Source organism: Pseudomonas sp. Fl4BN1 (assembly GCF_009908285.1).
Classification (GTDB): Bacteria; Pseudomonadota; Gammaproteobacteria; order Pseudomonadales; family Pseudomonadaceae; genus Aquipseudomonas.
Map to the genome: position 1 here is coordinate 23,873 of NZ_JAAARM010000003.1, position 14,589 is coordinate 38,461.

The 14,589-nt window shown below is 63.8% G+C and carries 13 protein-coding genes and 1 tRNA gene; 9 read left to right on the top strand and 5 right to left on the bottom strand.

What is annotated here, in order from left to right:
* Positions 1–3: 3 nt before the first annotated feature.
* Entirely contained in the window at positions 4–300 is a 297-nt protein-coding gene (locus GV818_RS03965) for a hypothetical protein (RefSeq protein ID WP_161755205.1), read from the top strand.
* A gap of 12 nt (positions 301–312) precedes the next feature.
* On the opposite strand, the gene GV818_RS03970 is transcribed toward GV818_RS03965, so the two are convergent.
* A complete protein-coding gene (locus tag GV818_RS03970; protein WP_161775832.1) occupies positions 313–1,518 on the bottom strand; it encodes an MFS transporter in 1,206 nt (401 codons plus the stop codon).
* A 125-nt stretch (positions 1,519–1,643) separates the two neighbouring features.
* Here GV818_RS03970 and GV818_RS03975 point away from each other — a divergent pair, with 125 nt between their 5' ends.
* Positions 1,644–2,570 (top strand): LysR family transcriptional regulator, encoded by a 927-nt coding sequence (locus GV818_RS03975; RefSeq protein WP_161775833.1) that lies wholly within the window; start codon positions 1,644–1,646, stop codon positions 2,568–2,570.
* A gap of 85 nt (positions 2,571–2,655) precedes the next feature.
* On the opposite strand, the gene GV818_RS03980 is transcribed toward GV818_RS03975, so the two are convergent.
* The 3 genes from GV818_RS03980 to GV818_RS03990 form a co-directional block, all read right to left on the bottom strand.
* A tRNA-Gln gene (locus GV818_RS03980) sits at positions 2,656–2,730 on the bottom strand.
* A gap of 168 nt (positions 2,731–2,898) precedes the next feature.
* Positions 2,899–3,603 (bottom strand): hypothetical protein, encoded by a 705-nt coding sequence (locus tag GV818_RS03985; RefSeq protein WP_161775834.1) that lies wholly within the window; start codon positions 3,601–3,603, stop codon positions 2,899–2,901.
* 90 nt (positions 3,604–3,693) lie between these two features.
* A complete protein-coding gene (locus GV818_RS03990) occupies positions 3,694–4,626 on the bottom strand; it encodes a LysR family transcriptional regulator (RefSeq protein WP_161775835.1) in 933 nt (310 codons plus the stop codon).
* 108 nt (positions 4,627–4,734) lie between these two features.
* On the opposite strand from GV818_RS03990, the gene GV818_RS03995 reads away from it, so the two are divergent.
* From GV818_RS03995 to GV818_RS04020, 6 genes are all read left to right on the top strand, one after another.
* Positions 4,735–5,334 carry an FMN-dependent NADH-azoreductase gene (locus tag GV818_RS03995; protein WP_161775836.1) on the top strand — a complete coding sequence of 200 codons (600 nt, stop codon included), beginning with the start codon at positions 4,735–4,737 and terminating at the stop codon, positions 5,332–5,334.
* 157 nt (positions 5,335–5,491) lie between these two features.
* Positions 5,492–7,087 (top strand): FAD-binding oxidoreductase, encoded by a 1,596-nt coding sequence (locus GV818_RS04000; protein WP_161775837.1) that lies wholly within the window; start codon positions 5,492–5,494, stop codon positions 7,085–7,087.
* A gap of 4 nt (positions 7,088–7,091) precedes the next feature.
* Positions 7,092–8,687, top strand: a complete 1,596-nt coding sequence (locus GV818_RS04005; RefSeq protein ID WP_161775838.1) for a glycerol-3-phosphate dehydrogenase/oxidase — start codon at positions 7,092–7,094, stop codon at positions 8,685–8,687.
* Positions 8,688–8,707: 20 nt separating this feature from the next.
* The gene (locus GV818_RS04010; RefSeq protein ID WP_161755191.1) at positions 8,708–10,282 is read left to right on the top strand and encodes an FGGY-family carbohydrate kinase; all 1,575 of its coding nucleotides are present in this window, start codon (positions 8,708–8,710) and stop codon (positions 10,280–10,282) included.
* Positions 10,283–10,404: 122 nt separating this feature from the next.
* On the top strand, positions 10,405–10,908 hold the full coding sequence (locus tag GV818_RS04015) for a hypothetical protein (protein WP_256679406.1): 504 nt from the start codon (positions 10,405–10,407) through the stop codon (positions 10,906–10,908).
* A gap of 165 nt (positions 10,909–11,073) precedes the next feature.
* The gene (locus GV818_RS04020; protein ID WP_161755187.1) at positions 11,074–11,301 is read left to right on the top strand and encodes a DUF3079 domain-containing protein; all 228 of its coding nucleotides are present in this window, start codon (positions 11,074–11,076) and stop codon (positions 11,299–11,301) included.
* Between the two features lie 223 nt (positions 11,302–11,524).
* Here the strand turns inward: GV818_RS04020 and GV818_RS04025 are convergent, their stop codons facing one another.
* Complete coding sequence (locus GV818_RS04025; RefSeq protein ID WP_161755185.1) at positions 11,525–11,905, bottom strand: hypothetical protein; 381 nt, start codon at positions 11,903–11,905, stop codon at positions 11,525–11,527.
* A 424-nt stretch (positions 11,906–12,329) separates the two neighbouring features.
* On the opposite strand from GV818_RS04025, the gene GV818_RS04030 reads away from it, so the two are divergent.
* Positions 12,330–14,456 carry a TonB-dependent receptor family protein gene (locus tag GV818_RS04030; protein ID WP_161775839.1) on the top strand — a complete coding sequence of 709 codons (2,127 nt, stop codon included), beginning with the start codon at positions 12,330–12,332 and terminating at the stop codon, positions 14,454–14,456.
* Positions 14,457–14,589: the final 133 nt, after the last annotated feature.

Genomic DNA, 14,589 nt, shown 5'->3' on the forward strand with positions numbered 1-14,589 from the left:
CACGTGCCTGCATCAACAGACGACTTGCGCGCCGATTTCATCGAGGCACTGGCTGAAGTATCCAGTCTGATGCGGCGTGCCTACGAGCAACTCGGCCCGGTGCCGCAAGAGCATGTGCTGGCTCAGGCGGGGCTGGAGCAGGGGCACGCTATCGTCCTGGACTACCTCGAGCATAACGAGGCCGGCATCGCGTTCGACCACCTGCTGTACATGATCAACGAGCCGCCCCTGGTGGTTTCGGCACACTGCATGAACGTCCTGGCGCGCATTGCCAGGCACCTGGGCAGGGCGCTTGCCTGACGCTGGCGAGCGTCAACCCGCGGCCCTGGCCCCGGCCTGGCCCGGGTTGGCGGCCCCCAGGCAGTAGAACAGTCCACCGGCGATGATAAACAGCGCTAGCATGTAGAAGATCGCGTGGGGTGGCTGGGTCGCCAGGAGCATGCCGCAGAGGATCGGGCCCAGGGCCCCGCCGAGGCTCGAGAGATTTTGCGCGGCGTAATACAGCCCCCGCAGAGGCTCGGGAGCAATGCTGTCGATGAACATGTATTCGGCCGGAAACACGATGATTTCGCCGAGGGTGAACAGGGCCATGGACAGCATCCACAGCGGCAGGCTGGTAGCCAGGGCGAAGCCGCCGACCCCCAGCATGAACAGGCTCAAGCCGGCCGCCAGCCAGCGCCCCAGGTGCCGCTGGGAAATCCTTCGGCCAATGCTGTATTGCAGGGTTATCACCAGCAGTGCGTTGGTCGCTACCAGGTTGCTGATGATTCTGTAGGTGGCTTCGGGTGAGGTGGTGACCATCAGGTACTGCGAGAGATAAGCCGAAAACTGGCCAAAGACCACGGCGCTGAGCAAGCCGCCCAGGGTGAAGCAGACGAGGCGGTAATCGCGCAGCAGCTGTTTTCCCAGCGCCAGGAAGGCCATAGGCGGGTGCGTCGCATCGCGGCTGTTCAGGTGCCTGTCGCCCAGCGCCAGGTAGAGGCAGAAGAACCCCGCGCCCAGCCCGCTGGACAACAGGAACGGCAGGCTGATGTCCAGCGTGGCCAGCCCGGCCCCGAGAAAGGGGCCGACGGCATAGCCGATATTGCTCAAGGTGTATTTGATCGAGAACGCTTCGCTGCGTTCAGCCACCGGCAACTGCCGGGCAAACCCGGCCTTGACCGCGATATCCAGCACTGCGTAAGCCAGGTTGATCAACACCAGGCACAGGTAGAACAGCCACAGCTCGCGGGCGGCAAAGGTGCCGATAAAACCCAGGCTGAATACTGCGCAGCAACCCAGGATCAGCCGGTAGATGGCGATTCGGTCGACCAGGAAACCGCCGTAGAGACTCAGCACCGAGCCGAGGATCAGGCTGCTGCCAATCACCAGGCCGATATCGGCCACGTCCAGGTGGAAGCGGCTGGCCAGGTAGATGACCAGATAGGGCAGGGTGATCGCCCGCGCCAGGGTCAGGATCAGGGCGCCTGAGAGCAACAGATTGATCGTGGTCGGGTAGTTTTTCAGGGTGCGCAGCATCCGTGCCTCTGTAAATTCTGCCGATTGAGCGGCGGGCTGCGATCCAGCTTACTGGGGAATCCTGTTCTGTTTTATGATGATTTCTATCGAATGGATGGAACTGAATTCATGAATAAGGAGCCGCCATGTTTTCCTCGGAGCGCTTGAAGGGCATCGATGTATTTGTCTGTGTCGCTGACTCCGGCAGCTTCAAGGGTGCTGCCGAACGGCTGAACCTGACGGCGTCGGCGATCAGCAAAGCCATTGCCCGACTGGAAAGCCGGCTGCAGGTCCGGCTGTTCCACCGTACGACCCGGCGCCTGTCGCTGACGGATGCGGGGGCTGCGTTCCATCGCACCTGCACGGGCGTGCTGGCGGACCTGGAGGAGGCCGAGTGGGGGTTGCAGGCGCAGAGCACCGAGCTGCGGGGCAAGGTGTGCATCGACCTTCCGGGGGCTTTTGGTCGTTCCCAGGCGCTGGCGGTGATTCTGCGCTTTGCCCAGGCGCACCCACTGCTGCAGCCGCAGGTGACGTTCTCCGATCATTGGGTCGAGCCGCTAGCGGCCGGTGTCGATATTGCCGTGCGGCTCGGCGGCCCGGACTTTTGGCCGCAGGCACTGGGGCAGCGCCAGCTGGGCAGTGAGTGGCATCTGTTCTGTGCCTCCGCCGATTATTTGCGCAGGCATGGCACGCCATTGACAGCTGGCGACTTGCAGCAGCATCAGTGCATCACCTACGGCTGGGTGGATGGCCGGGTCAGCCCCTGGAGCTTCGCCACTGGCCGTCCGGGCGAGATCGAGCGCCGGGTAATGCCTGCCAGTTGCATCATCGGCGACGGTGAGGGTTTGTTGATGGCGGTGTTGGCGGGGTATGGCATCGCGCAAATGCCTTCATGGCTGGTCAAGCGTCAGCTTGCAGAGGGGACCCTGGTTGAAGTACTGCCGCAACTGGCAACCCGCGGGCAGGTGATCAACCTGCTCTGGCTGAAAAGCCGACAAGGCCTGCCCAAGGTCGCTGCATTGCTGGAGGTGCTTGCAGACAGCCTGACGCCGGCTCAATCGAGCAATGCATGAGCAAGGTGGGGCTGAAACAGGGCGACGGTTCGGCACTCGGGCCATGACAATCGGCTGAGTTGTGTGTTTACCAACATAAGGAAAATGGCAGGGGCGGCTGGATTCGAACCAACGCATGGCAGGATCAAAACCTGCTGCCTTACCGCTTGGCGACGCCCCTGTAGCTATTGCGACGTTACTTGCGCTGATAACCGGTCTTGGGAGGACCGCTGCAAGAACGGGCGCAAATTTAACAATTTTTGCGCGCTCTGGGAAGCCCCTGAATAAAAAAATAAGTGTGAAAACAGCTGGTTAGTACTGATCAGGGATATTTTTCCCCCTTGCCAGCTCAGATTGCCAGGTACGCCTCCTGGCAATCCTGCAGTGGCTGGGCGACCTGCAGTACGCGTTTGATGGCGCGCAATTCATCCCCTGAAAGCACCCGTCGGCCAAAGTCATAATCGTCGCCGCCCGGGCTCAGGTAGACCGACAACAACCCGACAATCTGCTGCTCGTTCACCTCAACGATCATCTCCAGATAGGTTTCGCAAGGGCGAGTGGCTACCAGGTAGGTCAGCCCTGCGGCCTCGGCGCGCCCACACCAGGTCAGTTCATCCCAGCTCAGGCAGGTGCCTGCTGCGCTGCCGATTTTTGCCAGTTGCCACGCGGCGGGGTCGAGCGGTTGTGCTTGCAGGGCGGCTAGCAACGGCTTGCAGGACAGGACGTCGAATGCGTACCGCTGCATGCCATGGTGGATGGCATGCAGCGGTGCTGCCGGTGCCTGGGCCGGGCCGCTGATCTTGACGCGCAACAGCTGGCTCAGGGCAATCTCCGAAGGCTGTTCACTCCAGCCATTGAGGTCGGAGACCGGCGGGCACCAGATCAGTTGCAGGGTTTCGCCAATTGCGATGCCGTCCTGGTGCTGGAAGAAGGCCGAGCTTTCCTCGCCCACCACCGGCAGCAAGTCGCGCAGGTGCAAGGTCGGTGCGCCGTAGTCGATGCCCAGGTCCGTGGACCAGAACAGCGGGGCGCAGGTTTTCAGCGTTGCAGGCATGGGGGAGTGACCCTGGCATGGGAGCAGTGGATTCTTCGGCAGCAGGTGTGATTTGTCACGCTCTTTGCGGGTGAACAGGGGATCAGGCACTCATGCCTTGCCTGGTTCAGGCCGTGCCTCGACCAGCGCCAAGCGCTCCGGCAGTTTCTCCAGCAAAGCATCCACCGCCACCCGGGTTTTCAACGGCAGGTGTGGTGCATGGGGACGCAGCGCATTGATCTCGAAGCGGATGCCTGAGTGTTCCGGCAGCACTTCCTGCAATTGACCTCGTTGCAAGTAGTCTCGGGCCAGCCAGTACGGCAGCCAGGCGATGCCCTGATGAGCAAGGGTTGCGTCGGCCACTGCACGCAGGTCGTCCATCAGCAAGCGGGCCCTGGGTTTGACGGCCACGGCCTGGCCATCGACCTGCAATTGCCAGGGCAGCACCTGGCCAAAGCGCATGTAGGCCACGGCCTCGTGTTGTTGCAGGGCTTCGAGGGTGCGAGGAACGCCGCAGCGTTGCAGGTAGGCCGGGGAGGCGCACAAGGCCATTTGGTGTTCGCCCAAGCGACGCGCAACCAGTTGGCTGCTGTCCGGCAACGCGCCGTTGCGGATGGCCAGGTCGAAGCCTTCTTCCATCAGGTCTACCTTGCGGTCGCTGAAGGACATTTCCAGGATCAGCTCGGGGTGCTGACGAGCCATGTCGATGAGGATCGGCGCGATGCACAGGTGGCCGAAGAGTACCGGCATCGACACTCGCAGGCGTCCGCTGACCTGCCATTTGCCGCTCTCCAGCAGCGCTTCGCCGGCGCGGACTTCTTCCAGGGCCCGCAGGCAGTGTGCATGGAACAGGCCGCCTTCCAGGGTCAGGCTCTGGCTGCGGGTGGTGCGGTGGAACAGCTGCACGCCCAGGCGTTGTTCCAGCCGGGCGATGCGTTTGCCCACGGCGGAGCGGGTGAGGTGCAGTTTGTCCGCCGCCTGGGCAAAGCTGCCGGCTTCGACCACGCAGACGAAGATGTCGAGGCCATTGAGTTTGTCGGTCATGATGTTGTTGCCAAAAAGTCGCCAATACCGGGAGATCTTATCGCCACTGAGGACAAAAAGGCGATGTTAGGATTTCGCTCATTCATCCAGGGTTTCGGAGTTCCTTTCATGTCGCGTGTCCTCGTCCTCAAGTCCAGCATCATGGGCAACCAGTCCACCACCAGTGCACTGCTCGACAACCTGCTCGCCGAGCGTCAGGCCAAAGGCTGCGAGGACCACGTGGTGGTGCGCGATCTGGCCGCCCTGGAGCTGCCGGTGCTGGATCTGGAACTGTTCCAGGCGTTGCGCGGGGGGCACAACCCTAGTCAGCGTGCCCAGCGTGCGGTGGCCTTGTCCGACCAGTTGATCGCCGAGTTGCAGGCCTGTGATGTGTTGTTGATCGGTGCGCCAATGTACAACCACAACGTGCCCACGGCGTTGAAGAACTGGTTCGACCTGGTGGTCCGGGCACAGGTCACCTTTAAATACACCGAGAGTTACCCGCAGGGGCTGGTGGAAGGGGTGAGGGCGGTGGTGGTCAGTTCTCGCGGGGGCGTACATCTGGGACAGGAAACAGATGCACTGACGCCTTATCTGCGCTCGGTACTGGGTTTGATCGGGATTGGTGAAGTGCAGTTCGTCTATGCCGAAGGCCTGGATGTGCGGCCCCTGGGGTTGGCGCATGGATTGAAACAGGCGCGAGAGCAGATTGTCGCGCTGGTGGACTGAGGCGGCCGCTGACAAGTCGCGCAGTGGCACCGGCAAGGCACCGCGTTGACTCAATTGGCTACACCAACTGGCGCAGTGTGACCGTGACAGCAACCAGCCTCGAACTACTATAGGGAACCTGAAGCAAGACCTATAACAACAGCACAAGGACACACGCATGCGACGCTGGAATGGCTGGGGGGAAGCAACCACGGTGGTCGAATTGCCGGCCCAGGGCGCGGGGTTTCTCGCCGAGCGGCTGGGGCCGGGACAGCGGTTGCCGGAGGCGACCCTGGAGCAGGCGCTGTCCAGGGTGCCGGCGTCACGCCTGCAAGCCCACTCGCTGTACAGCATCGACCCTCATGAGCGCCTGCTGCATGCCCGTGGCCAGAGCCTGCCCGACTGGCTGGCGCTGCGCGAAGGCGAGCTGGGGGTTTATCCGGACGCGGTGGCGTTCCCGGAAACCGCCGAGCAGATCCGCCAGTTGCTGGCCCTGGTGGAGGACCGCGACCTGTGCCTGATTGCCTATGGCGGCGGCACCTCGGTGGCCGGGCACATCAACCCGGCGCGCTCCGAACGCCCGGTGCTGACGCTGTCCCTGGCGCGCATGAACCGCTTGCTGGAGCTGGACGAAGACAGCCTGCTGGCGACCTTCGGCCCGGGTGCCAGCGGCCCGCAAGTGGAAAGCCAACTGCGGGCCCGGGGTTACACCCTGGGGCACTTTCCGCAGTCCTGGGAACTGTCGACCCTCGGTGGATGGGTGGCCAGTCGCTCCAGTGGCCAGCAGTCGTTGCGCTACGGGCGCATCGAGCAATTGTTCGCCGGCGGCACCCTGGAGACTTTTGCCGGACCGATGCCGATCGCCACTTTTCCAGCCTCCGCCGCCGGGCCGGACCTGCGCGAAGTGGTGCTGGGCAGCGAAGGGCGCTTCGGGATCATTTCCGAGGTCAAGGTGCGGGTCAGCCGCTTGCCCGCCGCCGAGGGTTTCTACGGGGTGTTCTTGCCGGACTGGACGCAGGCGCTGCAGGCCGTGCGTGCCCTGGCCCAGGCCCGGGTGCCGCTGTCGATGTTGCGCCTGTCGAATGCCCTGGAGACCGAAACCCAACTGGCCCTGGCAGGCCACCCGACCCAGATCGCCTGGCTGGAAAAGTACCTGGCGCTGCGCGGCGCGGGGCCGGGCAAGTGCCTGCTGACCTTCGGCGTGACCGGCAATCGGCAGCAGAATGCCTTGTCCCTGCGCCAGGCGCGAAAGCACCTCAAGGCCTTTGGCGGGGTGTTCACCGGGACCTTGCTCGGCAAGAAATGGGCGCAGAACCGCTTTCGTTTTCCCTACCTGCGGGAAAGCCTGTGGAACGCCGGCTACCTGGTGGACACCCTGGAGACGGCCACCGACTGGCGCCATGTCGACGGCCTGCTGCAGCGCATTGAAGGCAGCCTGCGCGACGGCCTGGCTACCGAGGGCGAGCAGGTGCACGTGTTCACTCACCTGTCCCACGTCTACGGCGAAGGTTCGAGCATCTACACCACCTACGTGTTCCGCCCGGCGGCCGGCTACCCGGCGACCCTGGCGCGCTGGCAGGCGCTCAAGCATGCGGCCAGCCAGACCATCGTCAACCACCACGGCACCATCAGCCACCAGCATGGCGTGGGCAAGGACCACGCGCCTTACCTGCTGCGAGAAAAGGGCGCATTGGCGATCGACACCTTGCAGGCCCTGAGCCGCCATTTCGATCCTGCCGGGCGCCTCAACCCCGGCACCTTGCTGGAGCAGTGACGCCATGAGCCAGGAGTGGAACGACCGATGGCGGCAACAGGCGCTGCCCGGGTTGGCGGCACAGACCTGGGACCTGATCGTGATCGGCGGCGGCATCAGCGGTGCCGGCATCCTGCGGGAAGCGGCCCGGCGTGGCTGGCGCTGCCTGCTGCTGGAGCAACGGGACTTTGCCTGGGGCACTTCCAGCCGCTCGTCGAAGATGGTCCATGGCGGCTTGCGCTACATCGCCAAGGGCCAGTGGCGCCTGACCCGGGACTCGGTGCGCGAGCGCCAGCGGCTGTTGCAGGAGGCGCCCGGATTGGTGGAACCGATGAGTTTCCTGATGCCGCATTACCGCGGCAAGTTTCCCGGGCCCAAGGTGTTTGGCGGTCTGTTGAGTGTCTATGACGCCCTGGCCGGGCGGCGCACTCATCGCTTCCACGATGCCCAGCAACTGCGCTACCTGGCGCCGGGGGTGAAGGCGCCGGGACTGCTGGGCGGTACCAGCTTTCTCGATGCCCTGACCGACGATGCACGACTGGTGATGCGGGTGCTGGCCGAGGCCCGGGCCGACGGCGCACTGGCCCTCAATGGCTTGCGGGTCACGCAGTTGCTGCGCGAGGACGGGCGAGTGTGTGGCGTCGAGATCGAGGACAGCGAGGGTGGCGCGCCGCAACAGTTGCGTTGCCAGGCCCTGGCAGTGGCCACCGGTGCCTGGGCCGAACGCCTGCGTGCGACGGACAATGGCCGGCAGTTGCGACCGCTGCGAGGCAGCCATCTGTTGCTGCCGGGCTGGCGCTTGCCGGTGGCCCAGGCCTTCAGCTTCATGCACGCCGAGGACGGTCGGCCGGTGTTTGTCTTCCCTTGGGAAGGCGCCACGGTGGTCGGCACCACCGATCTCGACCACCGCGAGGACCTGGACCAGAGCGCCAGTATCAGCCAGGAAGAACTTGACTACCTGCTGGCCGCCTGCGCCCAGCAGTTTCCCCAGGCCCGGGTCGAGGCTGGCGACGTGCTCTCGACCTGGGCCGGTGTGCGCCCAGTGGTGGCCGCCGCGGGGGCCGAGCAGCAGGGCAAACCTTCCAATGCAACCCGCGAGCACGTGCTGTGGCAGGAGCCCGGCTGCGTGACCTTGGCCGGCGGCAAGCTCACCACCTTCCGGCCTCAGGCTATCGAAGTGCTGCAAGCCTGCGCCGCGATGCTTGGCCGTAGCGTCAGCGATGACGGTTCGGCGGTGTTCGCGCCGGTAGCGCCGCTGGACATTCCCGGGCTCAGCGGCGCCCAGCTGCGGCGCCTGGCCGGGCGCCACGGCCGCGATTTGCCGCGCCTGGCGCAATTGGTCGCAGCCTTGGGCGCTGACTGCGTCGGCGCCAGTGACACCCTGTGGGCGGAGCTGGCCTTTGCCGCCGAGGCGGAAATGGTCCTGCACCTGGACGACCTGCTGTTGCGCCGCACTCGTCTCGGCCTGCTGCTGGCCAGGGGCGCGGCGGATTACCTGCCGGCCATCCGCCGCCTGTGCCAGCCGCGGCTGGGCTGGGACGACAGCCGCTGGCAAGCCGAAGAACAGCGCTACCTGACCTTGTGGCAACGCCATCACAGCCTGCCCTCAGCCTTGCATTGATGCCCAACCCAGAGAGCCTCATGGATAACCACAACAACAATAAGCAGGCCTACCTGCTGGCCATCGACAACGGTACCCAGAGCGTACGTGCACTGTTGTTCGACCTGCAGGGCAACCTGCTGGGCAAAGGCAAGGTCGAGCTGCAAGCCTACTACTCGACCCAGCCCGGCTGGGCCGAGCAGGATCCGGACTACTACTGGGCCAAGCTCGGCGAAGCCTGTCAGCTCCTGTGGCAGCAGACCGGCATCGACCGCTCGCAGATCCGCGGCGTGTCGCTGACCACCCAGCGCGGCACCCTGATCAATGTCGACGCCCAGGGTCAGGCCCTGCGCCCGGCGATCCTCTGGCTCGACCAGCGCCAGAGTGAAATCGAAGGCCGCATCAAGGGCCCTTGGGGCTGGTTGTTCAAGCTGATCGGCGCCGAGGCCACGGTGGATTACTTCCGTGCCCAGGCCGAGGCCAACTGGGTGGCCCAGGAGCAGCCGGAGGTCTGGGCCGCCACCGACAAGTTCCTGCTGTTGTCGGGGTTTCTCACCCATCGCCTGACCGGTAACTTCGTCGACTCGGTGGGCTGCTGCGTGGCCTACCTGCCGTTCGACTACAAGCGCCTGCGCTGGGCCGCTCCCAGCGACTGGAAATGGCAGGCGCTGGCAGTGCGCCAGGAGCAATTGCCGACCCTGCTCAAGCCCGGCGAGACCTTGGGCCGGATCAGCGCCGAGGCCAGCCGCCACACCGGCATTCCCGAGGGCCTGCCGCTGATCGCCGCGGGTGCCGATAAAGCCTGTGAAGTGCTCGGTTCCGGGGTCCAGGACGCCACCACGGCCTGCCTGTCCTACGGCACCACGGCGACCATCACCACCACCCGCTCGCGCTACCTGGAAGTGGTGCCGCTGATTCCGCCGTACCCGGCGGCGGTGCCGGATCACTACAACTGCGAGGTGATGATCTTTCGTGGCTACTGGATGGTCAGCTGGTTCAAGCAGCAGTTCGGCCTGCGGGAAGTGCAGCAGGCGGCAGAGCAGGGGCTGGAGCCGGAGCAATTGTTCGACGCCCTGGTCCAGGCCGTGCCGCCCGGGTCCATGGGTTTGACCCTGCAGCCGTACTGGTCGCCGGGCATCCGCGAGCCGGGGATGGAAGCCAAGGGCGCGATGATCGGTTTTGGCGACGTGCACACCCGGGCGCATATCTACCGGGCGATTCTCGAGGGCCTGGCCTATGCCCTGCGCCAGGGCATGGAGCGCATCGAGCAACGCTCGAAGCTGAAGATCACCCGCTTGCGGGTGGCCGGTGGCGGTTCCCAGAGTGATGCGGCGATGCAACTCACGGCGGACATCTTCGGCCTGCGGGTCGAGCGGCCCCATGTGTATGAAGCATCGGGCCTGGGAGCGGTGATTGCCTGTGCCGTGGGGCTGGGGCTGTACCCGGATTTCCCCACGGCAATCAGCGCGATGACTCGGGTGGGCGCGGTGTTCGAGCCACAGCCCGAGGCGCAGCAGATGTACCAGCGGCTGTACAGCGAGGTGTACCTGCGCATGTATCGCCAGCTCAAGCCGCTGTACCAGAGCATTCGCGAGATCACCGGGTATCCGGCATGAGAGGGCGCTGCCTGCTTGCCTGAAGGCGTGGGTTTTTCCGGCGGAAAAAAACATCTCGGGCGCCAAGGCTCATCTATCTTGATAAAGGCAGGCCGACCTCTCCAACCACCTGAAGCGGCGAGATGAACATGAATCGTCAGGACGCGCTGAACACCCTATGGAAGCGACTGTTCATCATCTTTGTGCTGCTGTTGCTGTTGTCCCTGTTGGCGGTCTCCAAAGCGGAGGGCTACACCATCCCTTCGATCGTGTTCATCGCCGGCAATATTGGCGGTTATGTGGGGTTTCACCGGCAACTGTCGAGCCTCAGTGACGATGAACTGGTAGGCCTGTGCAGCTCCTGGTTCGGCGTGTTGCTGCCTTCGTTCATCGGCGGAATTCTCGCGGGCCTGCTGTACATCCTGTTTCTCTCCGGGGTGGTGCAGGGGGAGCTTTTTCCGCTGATCGTCAGTGATGAGAACTGCCGCTTCACCGAGAACAACTTCTATAAGATTTTCTGTCAGCATGCCGCAGGTTATGCCTCCTACGCCAAGCTGCTGTTCTGGTCGTTCGTGGCGGGTTTCAACCAGAACTATGTGGTCGATCTCATCGACAACATCAAGGGCGGGAAAAAGGCCGGGGAGTGAACCTCGGGCGACCGCTTGAGAACTTCCAGGAGGCCAGAGGGGCTGTGCCGTCGGCAAGGCGGGCAGGGCGCTAGTGGTTGCCCATGGCGCTTGATCGGGATCAACCGCGCCCTGGCGACGACGCGGTAGCTTACCTGCCTCGCCAGTGCTAACCCCGGAGCCTCCATGGCCAAGCCATTTCCCGCCAACCCCAAGCACCCCGAGCGGATCTGCTGGGGCTGCGACCGCTACTGCGCGGCAAGCGCCCTGGCCTGTGGCAATGGTGCGGACCGCACCATGCACCCCGCGGAGATGTTTGGCGAGGACTGGAATCAACAGCGCGACTGGGGGCTCGAATCCCCCCAGGAGCAGGACGGCGTCACGGCTGCGCGGGTTGGAGCGGATACGCCTTGAGCGCCGCAGTGTCGATTCATGACTCACCCAAGCCGCTGTAACAGGCATTCGGGAGATGCCGGGCATTCAGCCTGAAGTAGCGTTTGTCATTGCAACGAGAAGGCTGCAACAACAGGCCCGGCCCTTTGCTTGTGTGAAGCGACTGTTTGCTGCTTGCAGAAGAGTAAGCGCCTGGAGAACCGCTGCCCTGAACGGTCTGCGGGCAGCGGCTAATGGATGAGATCTAGGCCGGCTTGAACCAGGTTTTTCCTGGCGTGAAAAACAGCAACCACACCGCAATCACTTGCAGCAGTGCTTGAATCACGCTGAGCGAACCGATGAGAGGAGAGCGCCCGAACTCCGCCATGATCTCTGGGAAAAATGGCAGGAATCCAACCACCACCATCACCATGAAAACAATTCGTGCCCAATTTTTTCCTGTGTGGATCTTGTAAAGCAGAAAGCTGGCGAAGGCGGTGATCAGCACAATCACAACAATGGCCGTCAATACGGGAATCCCTTGCTCCTTGATATACGAGAGGTTCAACAGGGTTTTCACCACACCCAGTGCAAAACTCGCTAAAACACAGTAAATCGCTTTTGAAACTTCTACAGGTCTTTCCATGGTTTCATCTATCCCTGGTGAACGTAACGGCACGGCACATGTGTAGCGTGCTGGCCGGGGGGCAAACTACTGGTTGGCCATTATCCTGTCCACGGTTTTTCAAGCACTGCGGCGAAGGCTGATGGTCGTCGCCAGCTATTGCACAACAATCGATCCAGAGGTCATGGCGGTGATGCAGACCTGGCTGGATGCAGTGCGTGATAGCGCAAGTCTGGTGGCTACTCATTACCTTGGGCAACCGAGTGGCGCTGGCTTTCCTGTACGAGTCTGACGGGCTGCTTGTTGCGGTTCTGCTCTGCGCAAGCCGGCGTATGTGCATCGACAGCTGTCCCCTTGAGAAAAAAGCCAAATTGCCATGTGTTTCCTTCGTTCCTTGATACGTCGCAGCTTGCACTGCCCGTTTCTCTGCGTTGGAGTTTTTCAGATGCCCTTGCCCAAATCCTTGCCCACAGCCCTGTTGGGCCTGGCCTTTGCCTGTCCGGCGCTGGCCGAGACTCAGGGCGTGGAGCTGGCCCCGGCGCTGATCCAGGGGCAGGGGCCGGTTGGCGAAGGGCAGCGGATGGAAGAGGCCGCGGCCCGATTGGCCCAGGTGCCGGGCGGCACTAATGGGGTGGACATGCGCGGCCCGTTGCAGGGCCGTGTGGCCAGCAACCAGGACGTCCTGGCCTATCAGCCCGGGGTCTATGCCCAGTCTTCGGGCAATGAAGGGGTCAAGCTCTCGATCCGCGGTTCGGGCATCAACCGCGCCCCGGGCGCCCATGCCTCGGGGCTGTACAGCCAACTCGATGGCCTGCCGCTGACCGGCCCCGGCGGCACCCCTTATGAACTGTTGGAGCCGCTGTGGCTCGACCACGTTGAAGTGCTGCGCGGCGCCAACGGTTTCGATCGCGGCGCCCTGGCCCTGGGCGGCGCCATCGACTACGTCAGCCATACCGGCTACGACTCGCCGCTGCTGCAGGTGCGCTACGCCACCGGCAGCCATGGCTATCGCCAGCGTCAGGTCAGCTCCGGGCAGGTGCTGGGCAATTTCGACTACTACGTGGCCCTGACCGACGCCCGCGCCGACGGTTACCAGGACCACACCGCCAGCGACAGCCAGGGGGTGATTGGCAATTTCGGTTATCGCTTCAATCCGAACCTGGAAACACGTTTCTATCTGCGCTACCGCGAGACCGACAACGACCTCGCCGGGCGAGTGACCAAGCACTCCATCGAGCACAGCCCACGGGCGGCCAACCCCGCCTACCTGTCCCGGGACGATCGCCGCAAGCAGCCGGGCAGTACCTTTGTCGGCAACAAGACCACCTACTACATCGATGACGACTCAAGCATCCAGACCGGCCTGGTCTACCACGACTACCCGATGGACCTGCGCGAGGGCCCGAACCGCCTGAAGGTGGCCTACAGCGATGTCAGCGGCACCTTCGACTACAAGCGTCGCGACACCCTCTGGGGCCTGGAAAGCCATAGCACCGTGGGACTACGGGTGACTAAACACCTGCCCAATGACGGCGCCAGCGAGTTTGTGCGTATCCCTACCGACAACACCGCTGGCTACGCGCCGGGTACGCGAATCCGCAACTTCACCTACCAGGGTTCGGACACGGTCCTGCACGTGGGCAATGACCTGGAGATCGCCGACGACCTGTGGCTGACCACCGGCCTGGCGGCCATCTACACCCGCCGCGAGAGCGCCGTAACCTACCCCGCAGGCGGCGGCAAGACCAGCCTCGGTGACTGGGACTACGCGCCACGCCTGGGCCTGCGCTACCAGCTGACGCCGGATGTGCAGCTGTTCGGCAACCTCAGTCGCTCGGTGGAAGCGCCCCATCCCTGGTCGCTGATCTACAGCGCCAACCAGCGCTTCCCGACCGGCAGCGGTGTCGCCACGGGTGCCCAGCGCGCCCCGATCAAGTTGCGCAACCAGACCGCGACCACCCTGGAACTTGGCGGTCGCGGTGACAGCGCCCTTGGGCAATGGAGCCTGGCCTGGTACTACGCCCAGGTGCGCCACGAGTTGCTTTCGGTGCTGCCGGACGCCAACGCCACCATGCACTATGAACTCAACGCCAGCCCCACTGTGCACCAGGGCGTGGAAGCCAGCCTGCAGAGCAACCTGTGGTCGCCGGAGGGCGGTGGCCAACTGAGCTTGCGCCAGGCCTACACCTTCAGCGACTTCCACTACCGCGACGACCCGCGCTTCGCTGACAACCGCCTGCCGGGCCTGCCGATGCATTACTACCAGGGCGAACTGCGCTATGACTGGCCCCAGGGTTTCTTCGCCGCAGTCAACACGCAACTGGTGTCCAAGGTCGCGGTGGATTACGCCAACAGCTTCTACGCCGATCCTTACGCACTGTTCGGCGCGACCCTGGGCTACAACGCGCCGAAGCACGACTGGCAGACCTGGATTGACCTGCGCAACCTGACCGACAAGCGCTACGCCGCCACCGTCACTCCGGGCTATGACGACAAGGGAGTGGACTTGGCACGGTCGACGCCGGGAGAAGGGCTGGGGGTGTATCTCGGGGTGTCGTGGAGCCTGCTCTGAGGCGGGTTGGTTAGGTGGCTGGCGCGAGCTGTCCAGCGTGCTCCGATAGCAGGCCAGGAGTTGCTCTCGAGTGGCGAGCGCCAAGGTCTCCTGCGCTTGGCAACGAAGTGTCGATGAGCGCAAGCCAAACTGC